We start from the raw sequence: 23,750 nt of genomic DNA, 5'->3' as shown, positions 1-23,750 counted from the left end.
TTTATTTCTTTTTAAAGACAACGGTGTCTTGGTAATCATTTTGAGAATTTTCCTTTTTTGGACCTTTCCAAAATCCATCAATGATTGAAACAATTTCCAAACCGGAACGTTCTGCCATTTTATGAAGCTCTTCTTTGTGAATTGCAATGTTGGCAGATTCAACCTTATCACTCATCAATTTGTAATTTCCCCTATCGACAGGAAAATTAAAATTTTCAAGTTTACTGATTCGCTCCGCATCATTTTCATCGTACAGAAAAAAAGTATGCAATGACAATCCATTAGGTTTCATCACGCGGTTCATTTCTGTAAAATAATGTTCTATTTCATTCATCTTCATGTGGGTAAAAACCGAAAATGAAAATGTTTTATCAAAAGATGCAGCTTGGTAAGGAAAAATAAATTGTGATGCATCGTTCTTTTCTTTATTATAAAGATCATTGAACAAAGGCACATAAGTGAAATTAAAATTCGGGAAATCTTTTTTAATTTTCTTATTGCACCAATCTACGCCTTTCTGAACTACATCAAAACCTTCATAACGTGAATTTTTATCGAGAAGTTCTGTCAAAACCATGGCACTTCTTCCAACTCCGCTTCCTATGTCCAATACGGAGTCGTTTGAATTTAAATCAATATAATTTTGCATCAAACGAATTTGATGCTGACCTTGTTTGTAATATTTTTCTCCGCTAGCAGGACTTCCTGTGTAGATATATCCGCGTGGCGGCACGTATTTGTGTGATTTACCTGTAAGTTTATCCTTCAAATCTATAGGCAGGTAATACATTTTCCTGATAAAATATCTCTGTTCTGAAGACAGATGATTATACCAAATATTACGCAGACCGTTCGTTTTTTTCATAAGGAATTAAATAACTTTCTCAACTTCTTGAATCAATTTCGAAGTAATTTCAGAAATTTCGCCTACACCATTTATTTCGGCATATTTATTCTGAGCTTTGTAATGCTCAGCAACTTCGTCTGTTTTGGTGTAATATTCGGTGATTCTGTCACGGATTACAGCTTCGTTGGCATCGTCGGCACGTCCGCTTTCTTTTCCTCTTTCCAAAAGGCGTTGAACCAAAATTTCATCTTCAACTTTCAAGGAAAGCGTTACGGAAACCTCGTCGTTTAAATCTTCTTTTAAAATCTGATCCAATGATTCAGCCTGGGAAATAGTTCTCGGATAACCGTCAAAAATGTAACCTGCAAAACCAGTGTGCAATTTCAATTCCTGTCTCAACATATCTGTGGTAACTTCATCCGGAACCAAAAGTCCTTTGTTGATGTAAGACTTCGCAAGCTGTCCAAGTTCCGTATCGTTTTTCATATTGTAACGAAACATATCACCTGTGGAAAGTTGTTTCAGATTAAATTTTTCTTCTAAAAATTTTGCTTGAGTTCCTTTTCCACTGCCCGGAGGGCCAAATAACACTATGTTGATCATTCTTCTGTTTTAATTTGATAAATATCGGGAAGATTTCGTCCAAGACCATCGTAGTCAAGACCGTAACCTACCACAAATTTATCAGGTATAGTTAATGCAATCAAATCGATATTTAAATTTTTCTTGTAAGCTTCAGGCTTATAAAGCAAAGTCGCGATTTTGATGCTTTTTGTATTTTTTGTATCCAGGATCCTGTACAATTCCTGTAAAGTATTTCCCGTGTCGATGATGTCTTCCATGATGATGACATGTCTTCCGGTCAAATCCATCGGGATGTCCATTACGATTTCAACTTTTCCGGTAGATTCCGTTCCTTCATAAGATTTCAATTTCAAAAATGAAATTTCACACTCTCCCGGATATCTTTTGAGGAAATCACTCATAAACATTACAACACCATTCAAAACCCCTACAAAGACAGGAACATCATTTTTATGTTCTTCATAAATTGTATTGGCCATGCGTTTGATTGCATAGTCGATTTCTTCGAATGTGATGTAAGGAATAAATACTTTATCGTGAATTTTGATCTCGTGCATAAGGTATGATTCGTCCATAAAATTTAATGAAGCGTCAAAACTAAACATTTTTTTTACGATTTGAAAATTTGAAAAGCTTGTAATTGGAAAATAAATGGTTTTGATACTCATTTAAAATCAATTTGAATTATGATTCCTTTCAAAAATCATATTAATTCTGAATTTAACCTTTTACATTTGATTCAAATTTCATCAAAATGAAAAACCGTTTTTTCAATTACATCGAACAACTTCAAATCAAAATCACAAGAGAAATAGAACGTGTTGACGGCAAAGCCCAATTCCAAAAAGACGAATGGACGCGTGAAGAAGGCGGTGGCGGATTGACGATGGTTATCGAAGACGGAGACGTATTTGAAAAAGGCGGTGTAAACATTTCGAAAGTGCATGGCGATTTACCGGATACGATGCAGAAAACGCTGAATGTTGCTTCAGGAAAATTTTTCGCGTGCGGACTCAGTTTAGTACTTCACCCGACCAATCCGAAAATTCCTACTACGCATGCTAACTGGCGGTATTTTGAAATGTATGATGAAAACGGTAACGTAACAGACCAATGGTTTGGCGGAGGGCAAGATTTGACTCCATATTTCCTAGATGAAGAGGATTGCAAGCATTGGCACAGCATCTGTAAAAGGGTTTGTGATGAACATTCGCCAGAATTTTATCTGAAATACAAAAAGGAATGTGACGCTTATTTCTGGAATACACATAGACATGAAGCGCGTGGAATCGGCGGTTTGTTCTTTGATTATTTAAAGCCGAACGAGGAAATGTCTGCTGAAAATTGGTTTGACTTTGTGACGGCGGTTGGCAATTCATTTTTGAAATCTTATGTTCCGATTGTGGAAAAGCACAAAGGTGAAACTTACACAGATGAAAACCGTAAGTGGCAGGAAATCCGTCGTGGTCGTTATGTGGAATTTAATTTAATTCACGACCGCGGAACTTTATTTGGATTAAAAACCAACGGACGAATTGAATCTATCTTGATGAGTTTACCTCCCCGTGTTCAATGGCATTACAATCATCATCCGGAAGCCGGAACAGAAGAAGCAAAACTCGTTGAAGTTTTGATGCATCCGAGGGAATGGGTTTGATTTATTATTTAAGTGTTGATTTTTAAATTATGAATGATTTTCTCTTTTTATAAACAAAAATCTAAACCATAAAATTAATTGAAGAATACAAATTAAACTCAAAATAAGAGATGTGTTCTTTCTGGTTTCCCAACTAAAATCTTTAATTAAAAAAGGAAAGAATACTACTAAAGAAATCAAAAAGGCAACTAAAATAATAGGCAGCATTGTTTTAGGATAATAGAAGAAATTCATCAAAATCAATAAAATTATACTCAATATAAAAGAAATACCTCCTGCGTAAAGATTCATTAAGAAATGTAATTCTCCTTCTATAAGATAAATTATTGTAGATATTACTGTAACAAGAATTTGTAATAGTAAAAAAAATGAAAAAATTATTTTACCACTTAAACTCATCTTCAAATTAAAGAATCGCTTCCCTAACTCTTACTAATTTTTTCAATAAATCTTCTAACAAATCCAATTGAAGCATATTGGCTCCATCGCTTTTGGCGTGGGCTGGGTCGGGATGTGTTTCGATGAAGATTCCATCTGCTCCTACTGCGATTCCGGCTTTGGCTATAGTTTCGATGAGTTCGGGTTTTCCACCTGTGACACCGCTTGCTTGGTTGGGTTGCTGTAATGAATGAGTAATGTCCAAAATAACGGGTGCATATTTCTGCATCACTGGAATTCCGCGGTAATCTACCACCAAATCGCCGTAACCGAGCATGGTTCCGCGTTCGATGATGGCAACGTTTGGATTTCCTGAGTCGGTTACTTTTTCTACAGGGAATTTCATGCTTTCGGGTGAAAGGAATTGTCCTTTTTTGAGAGTAACATGTTTGCCGGTTTTAGCTGCAGCAACAACTAAATCGGTTTGTCTTACCAGAAATGCTGGGATTTGTAAAACATCTACATAAGCGGCTGCCATTTCTGCGTGGAAGGGTTCATGAATATCTGTAGTTGTAGGCAAATCAAACTCCTCTCCTATCTGCTGGATGATTTTGAGTGCTTTTTCATCACCGATTCCTGAGAAGCTATCGATACGGGAACGGTTTGCTTTTCGGAATGAGCCTTTGAATATGTAAGGAATATTTAATTCGTCTGTGAGCTTTAAAACTTTTTCGGCGATTCTGCGTGGTGTATCTTCGTTTTCGATGGCGCATGGACCTGCGATGAGAAAGAAGTTGGGAGAATCTTTGTGTTTTATTTTTGCTAAGTTCTGTATCATGGTGCTAAGTTAAGAATTTTATTGGTTGATGGTGGTGGGGCTCTGGTTTTTGGTTAACCGTTGTTTGGTATTGGGATGAAAGGTCTGGCAGTTGGGTTTGTTGGATGGTGTATTAATTTTTGTATTTTAGTTTTCTGATTAACATTTAAATCTCAATTCAGGTTGGAGAAAAATATCATAAAGGTTAAAAAGAAATAATTGAATTTGAATAAAAATCAATTTATCTAATAATTTAGAAATAAAAGCTTTAAAAAACTCAAAATAACACCCAGTAACAGCGTGCAGACGGAGTTTTCTCCTGTTTCGGCGGAGATGGGCGTTGCGAAATATATGCTATGTGCAAGCAAAGGCGGTACACATCTGAATCCGGGGCTGGGATTTAATGAGGATTATAAATATGAGGATGTAAAACCGCTGCTGTAAAACTGTTTGATAAATATTTAAAATAATAAAAAATGAACCTCAAAATATACCAAATAGACGCTTTTACAGATGAAATTTTCGGCGGGAATCCTGCGGCGGTTTGTCCTTTGAATGAATGGCTGGATGATACTTTGCTTCAGAAGATAGCAATGGAAAACAACCTCGCGGAAACTGCTTTTTATGTGAATAATCGGGATGAGTACGAGATCCGATGGTTTACGCCGACAGTTGAGGTTGATCTTTGTGGGCATGCGACGCTGGCGGCGGCTTATGTTTTGCTTACGCTTGAAAATCATGAGGGAGATACGGTTCTGTTTCATTCGCCGCGAAGCGGTGCACTGACAGTAGCGCGAAGCGGGGATTTGCTGACATTGAATTTCCCTGCAGATGTGTTTGGAACTGTGGATTTGTCGGCGGAATTGCTGCGTTGTTTTGAGGAGCGTCCCCAGGCTGCATACAAGGGCAAAACTGATTATATGCTAGTCTTTGAAAATGAGGCGGAAGTAAAGGGACTGGTGCCGGCTCTTGAATCAATTTCTCAATTGGACGGGCGCGGTGTAATCGTCACTGCAAAGGGAAATGAAGTGGATTTTGTATCACGCTTTTTTGCTCCGCAATCGGGCATAGATGAAGATCCTGTAACGGGCTCTGCGCATACTACGCTTACACCTTATTGGGCAGTGGAGTTGGGAAAAGATGAACTGACTGCAAAGCAGCTCTCGTCACGAAAGGGAGATTTGAAATGCAGGATTTTGGGCAATCGTGTAGAAATCAGCGGAAAGGCAAAGTTGTATATGAAGGGGGAGATTTATGTGGACTAACAGAATTTTCATTTAAAAGAATGATGACTGAAGAATTAATCCGATTTGAGAATTTCTTTTTGAGACCCTCTGAAATTCTGATTTCAAATTTGAATAAAGATACTGAATGCGAAGAATATGAGGGTTATAATTTCCTATTGGATAACAAAAATGTAAAATACCGAAAAGCAAAAAAAACTCCTAAGAAAATCGGGCAGTTCGTTACGCTTTGGAAAAGGAATACTGCGGGACAGACGGAACCTTTTGATGTAGAAGATGATTTTGATTATTACATCGTAGCATTGGAAAATGATAAAAGTTTTGGATTTTTCCTGTTTCCGAAAGAAGTTTTAGGAAAGCATAATATTTTGACTAATTCTCAAAAAAAAGGAAAAAGAGGTCTCAGATTGTATGCGGAATGGGACTTGCCTGAAAGTAAACAAGCAGATAAAACGAAAAGCTGGCAGGGTGAATATTTCATCAAATTGGGTGAGAATGAAAATAAACGGAAGTTTGATTTAATATTTAATTCAAATTTCTGAGCATTATTTCCCGCATTATTTTAATTTTGAAGATTCCTTTTTTTAAAATGAAAAATATGTCAGAAAAGAAAATCATCCTGGATTTGGCTGTCAGTCTTGACGGATTTATAGAAGGTAAAAACGGAGAAATCGATTGGTGCATCATGGATGAAGATATGGATTTCAACGGTTTTCTTTCGGGCATAGATACTATTTTTTATGGGAGAGTGAGCTATGACAGCTGGGGAAATTATGTTCCGGAAGCGGATGCAAGCGAAGCCGAACAAAAGCTTTGGGATGCGGTTCATTCTAAAAATAAATACGTCTTCTCAAGTCAAAAAAGAGAAGATGACAGAGCGGTTTTTATCAATTCAAATTTTGAAGAAAAAATCGCTGAAATCAAACAAGAAGGCGGCAAAAATATCTGGCTTTATGGCGGAGCAAGTCTCATTAAAACTTTCATACAGTCAAATGCAATTGATGTTTACAGAATTTCCGTGCATCCTGTAGTTTTGGGAAGCGGAAAACCGTTGTTTGAGGATTTAAAAGAACGAATTAATCTGAAATTAATCGATACAAATGTTTTCAAATCGGGTGTTGTCCAGTTGATTTATGAACCGATTTCCGGAATTGAATAAATTTTTATCTTTGCCATCAAATATGACTACGATGTATTTCTTCCCATTATATTTCATCCCTTACAGAGACAGAAATTCTTTCTAAACGAGGATTTCATCCTTTACTTTTAGTTTCGGCTGTTGCCGAACATTTCATCTATTATTAACATCACAGTCATTGACTGTTTTTATATTTTTATTTCATGAAAAATAATTGGAAAAAGACGTTTGCCATCATCTGGACGGGGCAATTGTTTTCGATATTGAGCAGTTCGATGGTGGGTTTTGCGCTCATCATCTGGATGAGTATCGAAACAGAATCTGCAGAAGTGCTGGCTTTTGCGGCAATTGCAGGGCTTTTACCACAATCGATATTGGGATTTTTTGCAGGGGTTTTCATTGACCGCTGGGATAGGAAAAAGACAATGATTTTTGCAGATTTATTTATTGCGGTTTGTACAGGAATCATTTCCATTCTGTTTTATCTGGGAAGTGAAGAACTTTGGTACATCTATGTTTTGCTGGCGCTTCGTTCGGTGGGAACGGCATTTCACATGCCGGCGATGCAAGCGTCGGTTCCGTTGCTCGCTCCGGAATCCGAACTTGTAAGAGTTGCAGGAGTAAATCAAGCGATTATGTCGGTTTCCACGATTGCGGGTCCGGCATTGGGAGCCTTGTTCATCGGGATGATGGATATCAGTTATGTTTTGCTGTTTGATGCGGCGGGTGCATTGATTGCGGTAACGTCTCTCCTACTTGTAAAAATTCCGAATCCTGAAAAGGCAGAACGGGTTTCTAACGGAATCAAACAGGTATTCAGAGAAATGAAAGATGGTTTTGTAGAAGCCACAAAGGAAAAAGGTCTGCGGATGCTTTTTCTGTTTTCGATTTTGGTTACGTTTTGCATCATGCCGATTGCGGTTATTTTTCCATTGATGACGCTGAAACATTTTGGAGGAAATGAATTTCAGATGAGCATTGTGGAAGCTGCATGGGGTGTGGGAATGCTTATTGGCGGCGCTCTGCTGGGATTAATCAAATTGGAATACAACAAAGCGCTTGCGGTAAATGCGACTTATATTTTACTTGGATTGGCATTGGCATTTTCGGGAATCTTACCAAAAGAAGGATATGTATTGTTTGTTATTTTAACTGCATTAGAAGGAATTTCTTTTTCAGTTTACAATGCTTGTTTTACAGCCATCGTTCAGGAAAAAATTAATCCTGCAAAATTAGGAAGAGTCTTTTCGATGTTTTTCAGTGTTGCGGTATTGCCTTCTATTTTAGGTCTTTTATTTACGGGATTTTTGGCTGATTATTTGGGGCTGGCATTGACTTTTCTGATTTTAGGGAGTGCGATTACCTTGATTGGAATTGTTTCGTTTTTGATTCCGGAGATAAAAAGATTGGGAGTTAAAAGTTCTGAGTTGTGAGTTATGAGTGCAGATTTAGGACACAAGATTCAAGACATTTAATTTGAATTAATAATAAAAAATCCCGCTAATTGAGCGGGATTCTATTTTTTATTTGAGAAATAAAATTATTTCACCAAAGTCAATTCATCAATGATATTTTTCGCTCCCGCATATTTATCGATAACGAAAAGTACGTAACGGATGTCAACAGAAATCGTTCTTTGTAATTTAGGGTCGAAGATTACGTCACCAGCCATCGCTTCGATGTTTCCGTCAAATGCCAAACCGATCAATTCTCCTTTTCCGTTCAATACAGGCGAACCTGAGTTTCCTCCTGTAATGTCATGGTCAGTCAAGAAATTTACCCACAACTCACCGCTTTTATCAGCATATTGACCATAGTCTTTTTTGTTATACAAATCAATCAATTTCTGAGGTGCATCAAATTCATCATCACCTTTTTTATGTTTCGCGATAGTTCCTTTCAAAGTTGTGAAGTAATTGAATTTCGCATCGTTTACTTTTTTACCCAAAGGCAAGTCAACCACTTTACCATAAGTCAAACGCAATGTACTGTTTGCATCCGGATATTCGATCGGACTCAAACCTGACTCTCTCAAACCTTCCACCAATAAACGGAAAGATTTCTGGTAAGCGTCAGCCAATGCTTTTTCTTCAGCAGTTTCAGCTCTGTAACGCGTCATCAAATCACCTGACAATTTGTACAATTCATCACCTTGGATAGTTGCTGCAACCGGATTGTCCAAATATTTCAACAATTGGTCTTTTTTAGTGAAAATACTTGTTGCGAAAGTTTTGTTGACATAGTCTTTGAAGTTTCCGTTCAATTTACCTCCAAGCTCTTTTACATAAGGAGCCAAACCGCCTTTAGCAGCTTTCGTATAATATAAATTCAATTGAGAAGCCAACATATCTTCTTCCAAAGGCATGTAAGCACCTTCGAAAATTCCATTGATCATTTCCTCAATTCCAGGTCTCATTTCTGCTCTTTTAGCTGCATTTTCAGAAGCATATTGCTCCAATGTTTTACCTAAATTAGCAGGAAGCGCAGCGAAAGTACTTGAACGTAACATCGTCATCAAATAGTTGTCATGACGAGCTGTTTCATTTGTTTTAGAATAATAATTGTTGATGATTTCAACTGCATCACCATATTTCGCTTTTTTGTCTCCCCTCTGAGCCCATTTTGTAAAATCTTTTTCGGTTTTTCTTTTTGAATCAACTGTTTTGTGTTGTTTCAAAGCGTCGATCATACCTGCACGGTTTTTCCAGTAATTTGCCAAACCTGCATATTTAGAAGCATAATCCAATTTTACTTTCTGGTCTTTGTCCATGTATTTTTTCAATACATCCATTCCCAATTTTGAACCTTCAACCCAAGCCGGATAAGCAAAATTGATGTTTTGCTCTACTCCTCCGGCAGGCATCCAACGATTCGTTCTTCCCGGATACCCCAAGATCATAGAGAAATCTCCGTCTTTGTATCCAGCCAAACTTACCGGTAAATGATGCTTTGGTTTCATCGGAACATTGCTTGTAGAATAATCAGCAGGGTTTCCGTTTTTGTCTGTATAAACTCTGAACAATGAGAAATCTCCCGTGTGGCGAGGCCATTCCCAGTTATCAGTATCACCACCAAATCGACCGATCATGTCCGGAGGAGTTCCTACCAAACGTACATCCTGAAAGTCTTGGTAAACGAAATAGTAATATTCATTTCCTTCAAAGAAAGAACGAACAGAAACTACATATTTTCCACCTTCATTGTTTTCCTGTTCGATTTTTGCGATTTCCTGATTGATGGCAGCCATGCGTTCATCTTCAGTCATTTTATCGTTTACTTTTCCTAAAATTCTTTTGGAAACATCGTCCATTCTAACAAAAAATCTAACTTTTAAGTTTTTTGGTTTTAATTCTTTTGAATAATCAGAAGCCCAAAATCCATTTGTCAAATGGTCATTTTCAGGTGTAGAAAGTTCTGCAATGTTGCCATATCCACAGTGATGGTTTGTCAAAACCAAACCTGTTGAAGAAATAATTTCAGCCGTACAACCTCCGCCAAACTGAACGATAGCGTCTTTCAAGCTGCTGTTGTTGATGCTGTAAATTTCTTCTGCAGATAGTTTTAATCCTTTTTTCTGCATGTCATCGATGTTTTTACCGATGAACATCAGGAACCACATTCCTTCGTCAGCTTTTACCTTGAAAGGCGAAAGCAAAAATGTGATACCTGTAATCAAAACGATGAGTTTTTTCATATAATTCTAATATTTAACTATGTATTTGTTTGTTTTTTATACGTTTCGTTACAAACATACTGCGATTTTTCAAAGTACTCAAATTCAAAGCAAGAACTGTTTAAATTTTATATCCGAATTTTTTATAGTAATTTTTAGATGGGTTTTTCTACCGAAATTTGAAAATTTATCGGGCTAAATTGAAAGTTATGGGAGGAAAGTACGTGGAAAAGGACATAAAAAAGGATAAGTTAAACTAACGGAAAGAATACTCATTTCGTTAAAATTTAAACAGTTCTAAGTACATTTGCGCCATGGCAGGGATTTACATCCATATTCCTTTTTGTAAACAACGTTGCAGTTATTGTGATTTTCACTTTTCAACCAATCTCAATTCCAAATCAGAACTGGTGGAAATGATAATAAATGAATTGGTTTTAAGGAAAAATGAAATTTCAGAACCCGTTGAAACCATTTATTTCGGTGGCGGAACGCCTTCCCTATTAAATCAATTTGAATTGGATTTGATTTTTAATTCCATTTATAAAAATTACAATGTTAAATCTCATTCGGAAATCACCATCGAAACCAATCCCGATGATTTAACGGAACCCAAAATCAAAGAATTCAAATCTCTCCCAATTAATAGATTCAGCATCGGTATCCAGTCTTTTTTTGATGAAGATTTAAAATTGATGAACCGTGCACACAATTCCAACGAAGCCATCAAAAGCGTAAAAATAGCACAGGAACACGGTTTTAAAAACATCACAATTGATTTGATTTACGGCGGACAAACGACTTCTGATGATATGTGGCAAAAGAATCTGGAAATTGCTTTAAGCTTAAATGTTCCCCATATTTCATCTTATGCTTTAACTATCGAACCCAAAACAGTTTTAGATTTCGAGATAGAAAAAGGAAAAATAGAAGATGTCGATGAAACCAAACAGGAACGTCATTTCAAAATGCTTTGCGAAACTTTGACTGAAAATAATTTCATCCAATATGAAATTTCAAATTTCGGAAAAGAAGGGTTTTTCTCACAGCACAACAGCAATTATTGGAAGGGCAAATCCTATCTGGGAGTCGGACCTTCCGCACATTCATTTGATGGTAAAAACCGAAGCTGGAACATTGCCAACAATGCCATTTACATCAAAAATTTAAAAGAAAATAATATCCCTAACGAAGTTGAAATCCTCTCAGAAAATGAACGTTTCAACGAAATGATGATGATAGGCCTTCGTACGCTTTATGGAATTGATTTAATCAAAATTCAAAAATATTTTCCGAAAGAATTTTATGATGATTTGATAAATGAAATTCAACCCTATTTAAATGAAAAATTAATCCAGCAAAAAGAAAACCTTTTGACTTTGACCGAAAAAGGAAAATTCCTCGCAGACGGAATTGCTTCCAATTTGTTTCGGGTTTGATGAAATTCATTTTGATCCCGGTATCGGCACTATTACCAATTATTATTAAAAAAAACCTCAATTCTTACCAATAACGGCAGATTAGTTTTTTGCTGATTTAAAATAAAATGTTGAATTTTGACAACGAAGTTTCAACCAAGTCAAATCTAAAATCTGAATTCTTAAATTAAGAAAATGCCTAAACTCATCCTCCAAATCATATTGGTATTAATAGGAATTTACCTCCTTATTTGCATTCTACTCTATTTCAATCAGGAAAAATTCATATTTCATCCTACCAAAGTTCCCAAAGATTTCAAATACGATTTCCCACACCCGTTCAAAGAAATCTATTTCACCGCATCCGACAGCACCAAAATTCACAGTCTTTATTTTGAAGTAGAAAATCCCAAAGGCGTTGTCTATTATTTACACGGAAATTCAGGAGATTTGAGCGGCTGGGGTGATGTGGCAGGTGCTTACCTCGATTTAGGATATAATATTCTGATGATCGATTACAGAGGATTCGGCAAAAGCGAAGGCCAGATCCACAACGAAAAACACTTTTACGAAGACGCTCAATTGGGATACGATTTTCTGAAAGCATCATTTGACGAAAACCAAATCATCATGGTCGGTTATTCCGTCGGCACCGGAACGGCTTCCCACCTAGCAAGCACCAACAACCCGAAATTACTCATTCTGCAATCGCCTTATTACAACCTCACCGAAATTATGAAAATGAGGGTTCCCTTTACCCCTACATCTTTGCTCAAATACAAATTTGAAAACGCCCAAAATATCTCCAAAACCAAATGCCCCGTTTACATATTTCACGGCGACAGCGATTTGGTCATCAGCTACCACAACTCCATCAAGCTCAAAGAACACCTCAAAGAAAAAGACGAATACACCACCCTCGAAAACTTCGGACACAACGCCGTCAATGAACATCCACTGTTTTTAAGCAAATTGAAATTGATTTTATGAAAACACTAGTATATTTTTCACTATTACTGGTCATAAGTTTTATCGTTATTTCATGTAAAAAAGAATCTCCATTCTTATTGCGTTCAGGAAAATCAATTAATTCAATAGATTATATTCAAAACCAATTTTTGATATTTAAAGAGTCTATTTTTTCATTTACTTCAACTATACAAGACAGAATCAGAGATTATTATAAAAATGAAACTTTCAAAGGGAAATTAAAGATTAAAAATGTTTGATGGAGAAATTTGCGACGGTGGTTTGGTTATTAATTTGACTAAAAATAGTGTATCCGAATTATCATTTGCAGAAAATCCTTAATTTCCAACTACTTTTCCCAATATACTTTATACTTTGTACAATTATACTTTTTAAAATACATTTGCCAGATGAATGACAACAGACCCATTGGCGTATTCGATTCCGGAGTAGGCGGACTCACAGTAGCCAAAGAAATAAAACGACTGCTCCCCAACGAAAGCATCATTTATTTTGGTGACACCCAACACCTGCCCTACGGAGAAAAATCCAAAGAATCCATCACAAAATTCACAACCGCCATCACCAGGTTTTTGGTAGAGCAAGATTGCAAAGCAATAGTCGTGGCCTGCAACTCCGCTACTTCCAATTCAATTGATGAAATCCGCGAAGCAGCCGGAGACGTTTTAGTCATTGACGTGATTTCACCTGTCGCCAAAAAAGTAGCCTACGAACTCAACCAGAAAATCGGAGTCATCGCCACCAAAGCCACCGTCAATTCCCACGCTTACAAAAAATACATCCGCAAATACAACCGCCATTTAAAGGTTATCGAACTCGCAACTCCCTTATTAGTTCCCATCATCGAAGAAGGCTTCCGAAACACTCAGGTTTCTAAATACGCAATGGAATTATACCTCTCCAATAAGAAATTTGAAGACATTGATACCATTATTTTAGGCTGCACACATTATCCATTGATTGAAAAAGAAGTACAAGCAGTTTTCCAAGGACGAGTAAAAGTCGTTGATTCACCTTTGATTGTCGTCAATCATTTGATTCACGAAATGAGAAAATTAAATCTGATGACAGATTCCACAGAACCCAATTATCATTTCTATCTTTCAGACTACACAGAAAACTTCGCCAAACTCGCCAAACATTTTTTCGGAAAATCCATCACGCTCGAACAGAAACAGCTTTAATCAAAAGCTATAACTCTTATAAATTTGTTACCTTTGGCAAAAATTTTCACGAAATGCAAGAGGTTTTAAATTCAAAGGAATTAATTCAGTTAGAAGAAAAATATGGCGCCCACAATTACCATCCGCTTCCGGTTGTTTTAGAAAGAGGAGAAGGTGTTTATGTTTATGATGTCGAAGGTAAAAAATACTTTGACTTTCTTTCTGCTTACTCTGCGGTTAACCAAGGACACAGTCATCCGAGAATCATTGAAGCTTTGAAAACTCAGGCAGAAAAAATGACTTTGACTTCCCGTGCATTTTACAATTCAGAGTTAGGAAAATACGAAGAATTCGTAACCAAATTATTCGGATTCGACAAAGTTCTTCCGATGAATACAGGTGCCGAAGCTGTTGAAACAGCTATCAAAATCTCCAGAAAATGGGGTTACGAAAAGAAAGGAATCGAATCCGGAAAAGCGCAAATTGTAGTTTGCAACGGAAACTTCCACGGACGCACGACGACTATTATTTCTTTCTCCAATGACGAAGATGCAAGAAACAATTTCAATCCCTATACAACCGGATTTTTAAGCGTTGATTACAACGATATCGAAGCATTCAGAAAAATTGCTAAAGAAAATAAAGATACCATTTGCGGTTTTTTAGTAGAACCTATCCAAGGTGAAGCCGGAGTAAATGTTCCTTCTGAAGGATATCTATCCGCTTGCCGTGAAATCTGTAAAGAAAACAACATTCTTTTCATAGCAGACGAAATCCAAACCGGAATTGCACGCACAGGAAAAATGCTGGCAATCGACCATGAAAACATCAAACCTGATATGTTGATTTTAGGAAAAGCATTGTCTGGCGGAGTTTATCCTGTATCTGCAGTTTTTGCAAACGACGATGTCATGAACGTCATCAAACCGGGACAACATGGTTCTACTTACGGCGGAAATCCATTGGCTTGTGCAGTTGCTTTGGAAGCTCTACAAGTAGTTTTAGATGAAAAATTAGCAGAAAATTCCGAAGAATTAGGAAAAATTTTTAGAAGCGAAATTGAAAAAATGATTGCAGAATTTGATTTCCTGAAAGCCGTGCGAGGAAAAGGATTGTTGAACGCAATTCTTATCAATGATACACCTGAAAGTTCGACAGCATGGGATTTATGTGTTGAATTAATGGAAAACGGCTTACTGGCAAAACCTACACACGGTAACATTATCAGATTCGCCCCACCATTGGTTATGAATCAAGAAGAATTAAATTTAGCATTAAATATTTTAAAGAAAACATTTAAGAATTTTAAAGAATAAATACTTTTCTTACATTTACACAGTTAAAAAACCAAAACCTTTAAACAACCACCAAACATGAAAAAAGCATTATCAGCGCTTGCATTGATTTTACTTAGCTTTATCAATGCTCAAGAACTAGGCAAAGAAGTTTCAGTTTCAAAAAACTGGATGTCAGTAGTTAACCTTGACGGAAATGAATTGAGATTATCTAACGGAAGTGTTTCAAATCACTTAAACAAATCCACAAAAAAATTAAGCTTAGATTTTTATTTATCTCAAAACCCTTATGATGTATCAAATCCTGATTCATATGGGATTTTGATAGCAAAGAACCCTGTCAATTCTTTAAATAGAAATGCTTCTATTTCGGGAATCTCCCTGCAAAACCGTATCAAACAAGTTCCTGAAGATGGTATTTATTATCAGATTTTAGTGTTAACTGATGTAAACGGAGGAGTAAAAGATTTGACTCAATTACGAAGTCAAATTATAATTAAAAACGGTAAACTTCAACCCAAAAAGGAAGTTGACAATACTGAAATTAATAAAACTCCAAACAATACTTCTAGAACAGATATGTCTGGCGTTACTGATTTAAGTAAACCTACAAAATTGACTATCAAATCTGACAATAGTATCTCTCTTGAAAATGAATGGAAAATTGAAATCGATTTCAAAAACTTCATGGTGAAGATCATCGGAGGCGACATGGCAAACAATAAATCGGAGAACACAGGAAAAATTGTTTTAGATGTATTTTTGACCAAGGACAATCAAACAGTATTTTCTAGTAATTTTGAAGGAATACAAATAGCTATGGTTCCATTGGATCCAATTGAAAATGCTAAAAAGTTGATAGGTGCAAGCATAAAAACGAACTTAAGAGCCATTCCTCCATCAGGAACATATTATTTATTACTCACTGTATCAGAATTAGATGATTCTGGAAACCAAATAGTTGTAAATTCAAAAACATTTAAGAATCCCATAACCTTCTAAGGAAGGTTATGTTTTCTATGATAACCAACCAACAGCTCCACAAATTGACCATAAGATTCTAACCCATCTTGGTTGTTGAGTTGTAAGTAGGCCTCATTGAGCATTGAAAAAGTATCGTCAGCGCTGTGCAGGTATTTTTCCTGAATGAGCAATTCGTACTCTCTGTCTTTTTTCATTTTAGTGGAATAAGCAGTTAGCATTATTTGAACGTAAATCGGGTCTTCCCAAATGATTTTGTTCAACAGACTTCTCAGCGCTTTATAATTAGAGACATAATTAAATTCTTTATTTTCACTTTGAACCCCGATTAAAAAACCCACGAAATTAGCTTCGCTCTCTGCGGCAAATCCCCATTGGTGAGCAACTTCATGAAATTTCGTAAAAAGCAGTTTTGTGTCAGGCATTTTGGAATTGTATTGCGCTTCAGCAGTGAAAGGATTATAGTATCCTAAAACACCCATATAGCTGAAGCCTTCACTATAAAGGGATTTTTTGAGATTGGGTTTAGTAATTCTCTCCAATTGTAGTTCGTTGTATTTTTTTAAATTAGAGGAAGAAATCAAAATATTTTCATTTAATTCTTCGGGAGTAAGAGAAACTGTAAAAACTCCTTCTTGATTTTCATAGACAAATTCTCTTGTTTCAATGGATTTCTTTAAATAAAATTCAGCCAGTCTTTTCAATTCTTCTGTATTGATTTTTTCGGAATTGTAATATTCTTTTATAGGTGTTTTATAATAATTAAATCCCCAGAAAAAATGAAAAATCAGAATAATAATTGTCAAGCCGATAAATAAAATTGAAATCATTTTTTTGATTTTTAACCAATTTTTCCTAATAACGGCAATTATTATTTTAACAATAAAAATGATGATCATTAATCCTAAAATGGAATAAAAAACGTCTCCCAAAGAAAATGGAAAAATTGAAGAAAATTTACTTCCGATTTTTGCAAAAAAATAATTTATCCCCGGAAAAATAACGTCGGCAAAACTAGTATAAACAGCGATTATCCTAATAAATAAAAAAGTGACTGCAAATAATAAAAAATGGTAAAACGGTTTTTCTAATTTCAGCATAAAATTTACATCTTTTACAAATCTATAAATTCCACACACACTTTTCAATTTATAATTTGGTTTAACAAATTGGTGTAATTTTTAACATTTCTTTAAGTTATGAATGGAATAGTAATTGTCTTTATGGTATCTGAAAAGTTAAAAAATTAAAATTATGAAACAAATTATTTTAGCAGCGTTATTTGTAACACCTTTAGTACTGAACGCACAGGAAAAACCTTTGAAACCAGAACAGGTAAAGAAAGAAAATGCTGCCACAGCAATTCAAGAAAAAGAAGTGGCTGCTCAAAAATCTGAGGCTGAAGTTGCTTTAGCTGAAGGAAAAGAGATCGTTGTAAAAGATACCACTCATGTATATAGTGTGAAATCAGTCGCTGAAAATTCAGGATTTGGACAAGCTCTTGCCTTTGAAGGAATATGGAAGGTTGATTTAAATTTGGCTAAAAAGGAAATTGTAGTTACTGGAGGGACGATGAAAAATCTAACTGATAAGCCATCCAATAATTTAAGAATCATGGTTTATTTTGCAGATAAAGAGTTCGATTTACAAAAGCCTGATTTGATTGGAACTGAATTTTTGACAAGTGACATAGAAACAATTGCAGCCCAAGGAAAAAAGGAAAGTCAATCTTTTATCTCTGAACTTAAAATAGAAACACCATTGCCAGCAGGAAGATACTATCCATATTTATTATTGGGAGAATTAAATCCTCAAACACAACAATATGATGTCAAAGACATAAAGGTATTCAAAGAATTTATATCTTTGCCTTAACCTATTGTATCAGGTTTAATACCTTAACCTGAATACCTATAAAAACGAAACCCACCTTACTGGTGGGTTTTTCAATTTATATAAAATGAATTAATTATTTATTCAATGCTGATTTCAATGCAGAATCAATTGCATTTAAGAAATCCTGAGTATTCAAATAATTATCAGAAGTCATCGCATCACCATAAACAAGCATTGCTAAATCTTTGGTCATTTTACCTCCTTCAACCACATCGATACAAACTTTCTCCAAAGTTTCGGCGAAGTGAATCAATTCTTGGTTTTCATCCAATTTCCCTCTGTGTGCCAAACCTCTTGTCCACGCAAAAATAGATGCTATTGGGTTAGTTGAAGTTTCTTTTCCTTGTTGGTGTTGACGGTAGTGACGTGTAACCGTTCCGTGTGCAGCTTCAGCTTCAACTGTTTTTCCATCAGGCGTAACCAATACAGACGCCATCAATCCTAAAGAACCAAATCCTTGTGCAACGGTATCTGACTGAACGTCACCATCATAATTTTTACAAGCCCAAACAAAACCTCCGTTCCACTTCATTGCCGCAGCAACCATATCATCGATTAAACGGTGTTCGTAGGTGATTCCTATTTCTTCAAACTGAGCTTTATAATTTTGTTCAAAAACTTCCTGAAAAATATCTTTGAATCTTCCATCATAAGCTTTCAAAATTGTATTTTTTGTAGAAAGATAAAGTGGCCATTTTTTAGTCAAAGCCATTTGGAAAGACGAATGAGCAAATCCGTAGATAGACTCATCTGTGTTGTACATAGACATCGCAACACCGTCTCCTTTGAAATCGTAAACTTCCCAAGTCTGTGCTTCTCCTCCATCTTCCGGAACGAAACTCATGGTCAATTTTCCTTTTCCTTTGATAACGGTATCAGTCGCTTTGTACTGGTCTCCAAAAGCATGACGACCGATTACAATCGGCTTCGTCCAACCCTGAACATAACGAGGTACATTTTTCATAATGATTGGCTCACGGAAAACAGTTCCTCCCACGATATTACGGATGGTTCCGTTTGGAGATTTCCACATTTTTTTTAAACCAAATTCCTCAACGCGCTGCTCATCAGGAGTAATGGTTGCACATTTGATTCCAACATTATATTTTTTGATAGCCTCCGCCGCATCAATGGTAACCTGGTCATTTGTTGCATCGCGATTTTCCATTCCTAAATCGTAATATTTGATGTCGATTTCAAGATAAGGAAGTATCAATTTGTCTTTGATGAATTGCCAAATGATTCTAGTCATTTCGTCTCCGTCCAAATCTACAACGGGGTTTATTACTTTAATTTTTTCCATTATGTAAAATTGTATTCTATTATTTTAAAATTATAAAGTTCACAAAAATAGCAAATTAGTTGGGTTGGCAAAAATTTGGAAAAATGATTCTTAACAGATTTTACAGATTCCTCACTATTCATCATAGTTTAATGAAAATTTATTAAATAATTAATTTAATAAATAGGAATAAAACAAACTAACATCTGAATCCTTATCATAAAATTAACCTAAATAAAAATAAACTACTGACAAGTTTTTTTAAACCTATAAAATGCCTTAAATTTGTAAGCCAATTCTCAATAAGAGTTAGTTATAATGGAGAAATTTTCATTCTTAAACGCTATACATTCCGAATATATCAGCGACTTGTACGACCAGTACAAACAATATCCAGACAGCATAGAACCTAGTTGGAAAGCTTTTTTTCAAGGATTTGACTTTGGAAATTCATCTTACAACGGTCATTCGCTCGAGGGCGAACAAGCCAATGCTGCCACAGCGCAAATTCCTGAACAAGTTCAGAAAGAATTCAAAGTAATCAACTTGATTGACGGTTACAGAACACGTGGGCATTTATTTACCAAAACCAATCCGGTAAGAGAAAGAAGACAATATACCCCAACACTTGACCTAACAAATTTTGGTTTGTCTGAAAGTGATTTAGATACTTTTTTCGATGCAGGTAAAATCCTGAAAATAGGTGAAGGAGCCACTTTGCGCAACATCATCGAACATCTTGAAAAGATTTATTGTGATTCCATCGGGATTGAATATATGTACATCCGCGACCCTGAAAAGAGAGAGTGGATTCAAAACTGGCTCAACAACAACTGGAACCATCCCCAGTTGAGCGTGGAAGAAAAAGAAAGAATCTTATTGAAATTAAATGAAGCTGTTGCTTTTGAAAATTTCCTGCATACCAAATTTGTAGGACAAAAACGTTTCTCTCTAGAAGGAAACGAAACATTGATTCCTGCTTTGGATGCGGTTATCAACAGAGCTTCTGACGCTGGAGTTGAAGAATTCGTAATCGGAATGGCGCACCGCGGACGTTTGAACGTTTTGGCAAATGTTTTCAAAAAATCATACACACAGATATTCAGCGAATTTGAAGGAAAAGAATTCGTAGATGATATTTTTGCAGGTGACGTGAAATACCATTTAGGTTCTTCGACCGAAGTGGAATCTCATTCCGGCAAAAAAGTAAAAATCAACCTCGCTCCCAACCCATCGCACCTTGAAACAGTAGATGCGATTGTGGAAGGAATTGTCAGAGCAAAAGCTGACAATGATTACGCAAAAGATTACAGCAAAGTTTTCCCGATTTTGATTCACGGAGACGCTGCAGTTGCTGGACAAGGAATTGTTTATGAAGTCGTTCAGATGATGAGTCTGGATGGGTACAAAACCGGAGGAACAGTTCACATTGTTGTAAACAATCAAGTTGGATTTACAACCAATTATTTAGATGCACGTTCGAGTACTTATTGTACAGATGTTGCCAAAACGACACTTTCACCCGTTTTACATGTAAATGCAGATGATGCTGAAGCGGTTGTTCATGCTTTGAATTTTGCTGCGGATTTCCGCATGCGTTACGGACAAGACGTTTTCATCGATTTATTAGGTTACAGAAAATATGGGCACAACGAAGGTGACGAACCTCGTTTCACTCAGCCTCAATTGTATAGTTTAATCGCTAAACATCCGAATCCAAGAGAAATCTACAGACAGCACTTGGAAAAAGAAGGTGTTTTAGGAAATGAAATTTTAGCGAAGAAAGAAAAAGAATTCAAACAATTATTAGATGAAAATTTTGATGCATCTAAAGAAATTGAAAAGAACACTTTAGACCCTTTCATGCCACAAAGATGGGAAGGATTTGAAATTGCAAATGAAGCGGAAGTACTGAAACCTGTCGATACAAAGTATCCGAAAGAGAAATTAGAACAAATCACCAGTACTATTACAACCATTCCGGTAGGAAAAAAATTCATCAAAAAAATCGAACGTTTATTGGAACAACGCAAACAAATGGTTGCCGACAATAAACTAGATTGGGGAATGGCTGAAATGCTGGCTTACGGTTCACTTTTGGAAGAAGGTCACGATGTCCGTCTTTCGGGTGAAGATGTGGAAAGAGGAACTTTCTCTCACCGCCATGCTGTTTTGAAAACAGAAGCAACGGAAGAAGAAGTAATTTTACTCAACCATATTTCTGAAGAACAAGGTGAATATACCGTTTACAATTCACATCTTTCTGAGTATGCGGTTCTAGGATTTGATTATGGTTATGCGATGGCAACGCCAAATACTCTTACTTTGTGGGAAGCACAGTTTGGAGATTTCGCCAACGGCGCACAAATCGTAATTGACCAATACATTTCCGCTGCAGAGGACAAATGGAAAATCCAGAACGGATTGGTAATGTTGTTACCTCACGGTTATGAAGGTCAGGGAGCTGAGCACTCTTCTGCACGTATGGAAAGATTTTTACAGTTAAGCGCACAAGCCAATATGATTTCGGCGAACTGTACAACACCGGCCAATTTCTATCATTTATTGAGAAGACAATTGAAAGCAAAATACCGTAAACCTTTGGTGGTTTTCACGCCAAAAAGTTTGTTGCGTCATCCTTTGGTGGTTTCAAGTTTAGATGAATTGGCGAATGGTGAATTCCAAACAGTTATCGACGATGCAAGCGCAGATGCTTCCAAAGTTGAAAAAGTAGTTTTCTGCCAGGGTAAATTCTATTATGATCTTTTGAAAAAGAAAGAAGAATTGAACGCAGAAAATGTAGCTTTGGTTCGTTTGGAGCAGCTATATCCATTAGACAAAGAAAAAATCAATTCAATTATAGGAAAATATTCCAACAAAAAACAATTAATTTGGGCACAGGAAGAACCTGAAAACATGGGTGCATGGACTTATCTTTTGAGAAAATTCAGAGAAGTTCAGTTCGAAATCATTTCTCCTAGAGAAGCGGCTTCGCCTGCAACCGGTTCACACCAAAAATTCCACCACATACACAATAATACAATTAACAAAGTTTTTGAATAAATTAGCAACCAAAATACTGAACACATTATGGTATTAGAAATGAAAGTCCCTTCACCGGGAGAATCAATCACAGAAGTTGAAATTGCAAGCTGGCTTGTACAGGACGGTGATTATGTAGAAAAAGATCAGGCAATCGCTGAAGTAGATTCAGACAAAGCCACACTTGAATTACCTGCTGAAGAAAGCGGAATCATTACGTTGAAAGCTGAAGAAGGTGATACGGTTGCGGTTGGACAAGTAGTTTGTTTAATTGATACTTCTGCTGCAAAACCTGATGGTGCTGCACCTGCTGAAGAAAAAAAGGAAGAAGCCAAAGAAGCTCCAAAAGCGGAAGAACCTAAAAAAGAAGAAGCAAAACCTGCAACTTATGCTTCAGGAACGCCTTCTCCTGCTGCCAAGAAAATTTTGGACGAAAAAGGAATCGATGCTGCGCAAGTAACCGGAAGCGGAAAAGACGGACGCATCACCAAAGATGACGCCAACACAGCTCAAGTAGCTGCAATGGGAACTCCAACCGGAGGAAACAGAGGCTCTGAAAGAACTAAACTTTCTATGTTGCGCAGAAAAGTAGCAGAAAGGTTGGTTGCGGCTAAAAATGAAACAGCTATGTTGACTACTTTCAACGAAGCAACCATGAAGCCTATCAATGAAATTAGAAACGAATTCAAAGAAGAATTTAAAAATAAACACGGTGTTGGATTAGGGTTTATGTCTTTCTTTACCAAAGCTGTTGTACGCGCGTTGCAAATGTATCCGGATGTGAATTCAATGATCGACGGAGACTACAAAGTAGCTTACAATTTCTGTGACATTTCAGTTGCAGTTTCAGGACCAAAAGGTTTGATGGTTCCGGTAATGAGAAATGCAGAAACATTGAGTTTCAGAGGAATTGAAAACGAAATCAAAAGATTGGCTTTGCGTGCACGTGACGGACAAATCACAGTAGACGAAATGACCGGAGGTACTTTTACCATTTCAAACGGTGGAGTTTTCGGGTCTATGTTGAGCACGCCTATCATCAACCCGCCTCAATCAGGTATCTTGGGAATGCATAATATCATAGAGCGTCCAATCGCCGTAAACGGTCAGGTTGAAATCCACCCGATGATGTACATCGCACTTTCTTACGACCACAGAATCATCGACGGACGCGAGTCAGTTGGATTTTTGGTAGCTGTAAAAGAAGGTTTGGAAGATCCATTGAACTTATTGTTGGATGGAAATGCAAGAAAAGCATTAGAACTGTAATCCAATTCCAAGTTAAAATAATAGAAAATGGACACTCAGAAAGTGTCCATTTTTTCTTTTGATAAATACATTAAA

Annotated in this window: 21 protein-coding genes; 14 read left to right on the top strand and 7 right to left on the bottom strand. The window is 36.4% G+C overall.

Annotated elements, in window-relative coordinates; translation table 11 throughout:
- Window position 1: 1 nt before the first annotated feature.
- Genes B8977_RS07600 through hpt form a run of 3 tightly spaced genes read right to left on the bottom strand, consistent with a single transcriptional unit; the run spans window position 2 to window position 1,989 of the window.
- Window positions 2–865 (bottom strand): methyltransferase domain-containing protein, encoded by an 864-nt coding sequence (locus tag B8977_RS07600; protein ID WP_245828484.1) that lies wholly within the window; start codon window positions 863–865, stop codon window positions 2–4.
- Between the two features lie 6 nt (window positions 866–871).
- On the bottom strand, window positions 872–1,450 hold the full coding sequence (locus tag B8977_RS07595; RefSeq protein WP_084017096.1) for an adenylate kinase: 579 nt from the start codon (window positions 1,448–1,450) through the stop codon (window positions 872–874).
- Window positions 1,447–1,989 (bottom strand): hypoxanthine phosphoribosyltransferase, encoded by a 543-nt coding sequence (gene hpt, locus B8977_RS07590; protein WP_084017203.1) that lies wholly within the window; start codon window positions 1,987–1,989, stop codon window positions 1,447–1,449. Before hpt ends, B8977_RS07595 begins: the two co-directional genes overlap by 4 nt.
- 197 nt (window positions 1,990–2,186) lie before the next feature.
- Between hpt and hemF the strand changes: the two genes are divergently transcribed.
- Window positions 2,187–3,089, top strand: coding sequence for an oxygen-dependent coproporphyrinogen oxidase (gene hemF / locus B8977_RS07585; RefSeq protein ID WP_084017095.1), 903 nt, complete (start codon window positions 2,187–2,189; stop codon window positions 3,087–3,089).
- A 406-nt stretch (window positions 3,090–3,495) separates the two neighbouring features.
- Here hemF and kdsA read toward each other — a convergent pair whose 3' ends face one another.
- Complete coding sequence (kdsA, locus tag B8977_RS07575) at window positions 3,496–4,305, bottom strand: 3-deoxy-8-phosphooctulonate synthase (protein ID WP_084017093.1); 810 nt, start codon at window positions 4,303–4,305, stop codon at window positions 3,496–3,498.
- Window positions 4,306–4,760: 455 nt separating this feature from the next.
- On the opposite strand from kdsA, the gene B8977_RS07570 reads away from it, so the two are divergent.
- The 4 genes from B8977_RS07570 (at window position 4,761) to B8977_RS07555 (ending at window position 8,099) form a co-directional block, all read left to right on the top strand.
- A complete protein-coding gene (locus B8977_RS07570; RefSeq protein ID WP_084017092.1) occupies window positions 4,761–5,549 on the top strand; it encodes a PhzF family phenazine biosynthesis protein in 789 nt (262 codons plus the stop codon).
- Window positions 5,550–5,569: 20 nt separating this feature from the next.
- On the top strand, window positions 5,570–6,070 hold the full coding sequence (locus tag B8977_RS07565) for a MepB family protein (RefSeq protein WP_245828483.1): 501 nt from the start codon (window positions 5,570–5,572) through the stop codon (window positions 6,068–6,070).
- 56 nt (window positions 6,071–6,126) lie between these two features.
- Window positions 6,127–6,687, top strand: coding sequence for a dihydrofolate reductase family protein (locus B8977_RS07560; RefSeq protein ID WP_185116601.1), 561 nt, complete (start codon window positions 6,127–6,129; stop codon window positions 6,685–6,687).
- 182 nt (window positions 6,688–6,869) lie between these two features.
- Entirely contained in the window at window positions 6,870–8,099 is a 1,230-nt protein-coding gene (locus B8977_RS07555) for an MFS transporter (RefSeq protein WP_084017090.1), read from the top strand.
- Window positions 8,100–8,206: 107 nt separating this feature from the next.
- Here B8977_RS07555 and B8977_RS07550 read toward each other — a convergent pair whose 3' ends face one another.
- On the bottom strand, window positions 8,207–10,360 hold the full coding sequence (locus B8977_RS07550) for a S46 family peptidase (RefSeq protein ID WP_084017089.1): 2,154 nt from the start codon (window positions 10,358–10,360) through the stop codon (window positions 8,207–8,209).
- Window positions 10,361–10,653: 293 nt separating this feature from the next.
- On the opposite strand from B8977_RS07550, the gene hemW reads away from it, so the two are divergent.
- From hemW to B8977_RS07520, 6 genes are all read left to right on the top strand, one after another.
- Window positions 10,654–11,778, top strand: coding sequence for a radical SAM family heme chaperone HemW (gene hemW, locus B8977_RS07545; protein WP_084017088.1), 1,125 nt, complete (start codon window positions 10,654–10,656; stop codon window positions 11,776–11,778).
- A gap of 174 nt (window positions 11,779–11,952) precedes the next feature.
- Complete coding sequence (locus tag B8977_RS07540) at window positions 11,953–12,747, top strand: alpha/beta hydrolase (protein ID WP_084017087.1); 795 nt, start codon at window positions 11,953–11,955, stop codon at window positions 12,745–12,747.
- Window positions 12,744–12,986, top strand: coding sequence for a hypothetical protein (locus tag B8977_RS07535; RefSeq protein WP_084017086.1), 243 nt, complete (start codon window positions 12,744–12,746; stop codon window positions 12,984–12,986). The genes B8977_RS07540 and B8977_RS07535 overlap by 4 nt, the downstream gene beginning before the upstream one ends.
- Before the next feature lie 150 nt (window positions 12,987–13,136).
- Entirely contained in the window at window positions 13,137–13,931 is a 795-nt protein-coding gene (gene murI, locus B8977_RS07530) for a glutamate racemase (protein WP_084017085.1), read from the top strand.
- Between the two features lie 53 nt (window positions 13,932–13,984).
- Window positions 13,985–15,226, top strand: a complete 1,242-nt coding sequence (rocD, locus tag B8977_RS07525) for an ornithine--oxo-acid transaminase (protein ID WP_084017084.1) — start codon at window positions 13,985–13,987, stop codon at window positions 15,224–15,226.
- Between the two features lie 57 nt (window positions 15,227–15,283).
- On the top strand, window positions 15,284–16,207 hold the full coding sequence (locus B8977_RS07520; protein WP_084017083.1) for a hypothetical protein: 924 nt from the start codon (window positions 15,284–15,286) through the stop codon (window positions 16,205–16,207).
- On the opposite strand, the gene B8977_RS07515 is transcribed toward B8977_RS07520, so the two are convergent.
- Window positions 16,204–17,286: a DUF3810 domain-containing protein gene (locus B8977_RS07515; RefSeq protein WP_084017082.1), complete on the bottom strand. Its 1,083-nt coding sequence runs from the start codon at window positions 17,284–17,286 to the stop codon at window positions 16,204–16,206. The genes B8977_RS07520 and B8977_RS07515 overlap by 4 nt on opposite strands.
- A gap of 154 nt (window positions 17,287–17,440) precedes the next feature.
- Here B8977_RS07515 and B8977_RS07510 point away from each other — a divergent pair, with 154 nt between their 5' ends.
- Window positions 17,441–18,061 carry a hypothetical protein gene (locus B8977_RS07510; RefSeq protein WP_084017081.1) on the top strand — a complete coding sequence of 207 codons (621 nt, stop codon included), beginning with the start codon at window positions 17,441–17,443 and terminating at the stop codon, window positions 18,059–18,061.
- A gap of 94 nt (window positions 18,062–18,155) precedes the next feature.
- On the opposite strand, the gene B8977_RS07505 is transcribed toward B8977_RS07510, so the two are convergent.
- On the bottom strand, window positions 18,156–19,385 hold the full coding sequence (locus B8977_RS07505; RefSeq protein WP_084017080.1) for an isocitrate dehydrogenase (NADP(+)): 1,230 nt from the start codon (window positions 19,383–19,385) through the stop codon (window positions 18,156–18,158).
- Between the two features lie 297 nt (window positions 19,386–19,682).
- On the opposite strand from B8977_RS07505, the gene B8977_RS07500 reads away from it, so the two are divergent.
- Window positions 19,683–22,427 carry a 2-oxoglutarate dehydrogenase E1 component gene (locus B8977_RS07500; protein ID WP_084017079.1) on the top strand — a complete coding sequence of 915 codons (2,745 nt, stop codon included), beginning with the start codon at window positions 19,683–19,685 and terminating at the stop codon, window positions 22,425–22,427.
- 27 nt (window positions 22,428–22,454) lie between these two features.
- Entirely contained in the window at window positions 22,455–23,675 is a 1,221-nt protein-coding gene (gene odhB / locus B8977_RS07495) for a 2-oxoglutarate dehydrogenase complex dihydrolipoyllysine-residue succinyltransferase (protein ID WP_185116600.1), read from the top strand.
- Window positions 23,676–23,750: the final 75 nt, after the last annotated feature.

Source organism: Moheibacter sediminis (genome assembly GCF_900176425.1).
GTDB lineage: Bacteria > Bacteroidota > Bacteroidia > Flavobacteriales > Weeksellaceae > Moheibacter > Moheibacter sediminis.
This window is presented reverse-complemented; position numbering and strand designations above follow the sequence as displayed.

Bases quoted from the DNA above. Each gene is read 5' to 3' on its own strand.
- murI (WP_084017085.1), top strand. From the start codon at position 13,137: ATGAATGACAACAGACCCATTGGCGTATTCGATTCCGGAGTAGGCGGA.
- B8977_RS07515 (WP_084017082.1), bottom strand. From the start codon at position 17,286: ATGCTGAAATTAGAAAAACCGTTTTACCATTTTTTATTATTTGCAGTC.
- hemF (WP_084017095.1), top strand. From the start codon at position 2,187: ATGAAAAACCGTTTTTTCAATTACATCGAACAACTTCAAATCAAAATC.
- B8977_RS07505 (WP_084017080.1), bottom strand. From the start codon at position 19,385: ATGGAAAAAATTAAAGTAATAAACCCCGTTGTAGATTTGGACGGAGAC.
- B8977_RS07600 (WP_245828484.1), bottom strand. From the start codon at position 865: ATGAAAAAAACGAACGGTCTGCGTAATATTTGGTATAATCATCTGTCT.
- rocD (WP_084017084.1), top strand. From the start codon at position 13,985: ATGCAAGAGGTTTTAAATTCAAAGGAATTAATTCAGTTAGAAGAAAAA.
- kdsA (WP_084017093.1), bottom strand. From the start codon at position 4,305: ATGATACAGAACTTAGCAAAAATAAAACACAAAGATTCTCCCAACTTC.
- B8977_RS07540 (WP_084017087.1), top strand. From the start codon at position 11,953: ATGCCTAAACTCATCCTCCAAATCATATTGGTATTAATAGGAATTTAC.
- B8977_RS07550 (WP_084017089.1), bottom strand. From the start codon at position 10,360: ATGAAAAAACTCATCGTTTTGATTACAGGTATCACATTTTTGCTTTCG.
- B8977_RS07595 (WP_084017096.1), bottom strand. From the start codon at position 1,450: ATGATCAACATAGTGTTATTTGGCCCTCCGGGCAGTGGAAAAGGAACT.
- B8977_RS07555 (WP_084017090.1), top strand. From the start codon at position 6,870: ATGAAAAATAATTGGAAAAAGACGTTTGCCATCATCTGGACGGGGCAA.
- B8977_RS07500 (WP_084017079.1), top strand. From the start codon at position 19,683: ATGGAGAAATTTTCATTCTTAAACGCTATACATTCCGAATATATCAGC.
- hpt (WP_084017203.1), bottom strand. From the start codon at position 1,989: ATGCACGAGATCAAAATTCACGATAAAGTATTTATTCCTTACATCACA.
- B8977_RS07510 (WP_084017081.1), top strand. From the start codon at position 17,441: ATGAAACAAATTATTTTAGCAGCGTTATTTGTAACACCTTTAGTACTG.
- odhB (WP_185116600.1), top strand. From the start codon at position 22,455: ATGGTATTAGAAATGAAAGTCCCTTCACCGGGAGAATCAATCACAGAA.
- B8977_RS07560 (WP_185116601.1), top strand. From the start codon at position 6,127: ATGTCAGAAAAGAAAATCATCCTGGATTTGGCTGTCAGTCTTGACGGA.
- B8977_RS07570 (WP_084017092.1), top strand. From the start codon at position 4,761: ATGAACCTCAAAATATACCAAATAGACGCTTTTACAGATGAAATTTTC.
- B8977_RS07535 (WP_084017086.1), top strand. From the start codon at position 12,744: ATGAAAACACTAGTATATTTTTCACTATTACTGGTCATAAGTTTTATC.
- B8977_RS07565 (WP_245828483.1), top strand. From the start codon at position 5,570: ATGATGACTGAAGAATTAATCCGATTTGAGAATTTCTTTTTGAGACCC.
- hemW (WP_084017088.1), top strand. From the start codon at position 10,654: ATGGCAGGGATTTACATCCATATTCCTTTTTGTAAACAACGTTGCAGT.
- B8977_RS07520 (WP_084017083.1), top strand. From the start codon at position 15,284: ATGAAAAAAGCATTATCAGCGCTTGCATTGATTTTACTTAGCTTTATC.